This is a genomic window from Mycobacterium sp. SM3041 (genome assembly GCF_039668335.1).
Lineage (GTDB): Bacteria > Actinomycetota > Actinomycetes > Mycobacteriales > Mycobacteriaceae > Mycobacterium.
Map to the genome: position 1 here is coordinate 1 of NZ_JAYXBQ010000018.1, position 350 is coordinate 350.

Here is a 350-nt window from a genome sequence, read left to right on the forward strand (position 1 = left end):
ATGGACAACGGGCCGGAATTCATTTCTTCTGCGCTGCAACAGTTCTGCGACGGGAAGGTCGGGTTGTCCTACATTCCGCCGGGCACGCCGTGGAACAACGGGTACATCGAATCGTTCAACAACCGGCTACGCAAGGAGTGCCTCAACCGCAACCACTGGAACACCCTGCTGGAGGCCCGGGTGGTCATCGGGGACTTCAAGCATGAGCACAATACCCGGCACCGGCACTCGGCCCTGGGCTACCGAACACCGGCCGAGTACGCTGCGGTCTGCAGGTGCACCCACACCCCGATGGCCTGCGAAATCAACTGAATCTGGATCAAACAAACCCGACTCTAAAACCGGGTGGA

Annotated in this window: 1 protein-coding gene; it reads left to right on the forward strand. The window is 59.7% G+C overall.

What is annotated here, in order from left to right; all coding sequences use genetic code 11:
* A partial coding sequence (locus VXD91_RS05605) for an integrase core domain-containing protein (RefSeq protein WP_346414885.1) occupies nucleotides 1–312 on the forward strand: 312 nt, incomplete at its 5' end.
* Nucleotides 313–350 lie beyond the last annotated feature (38 nt).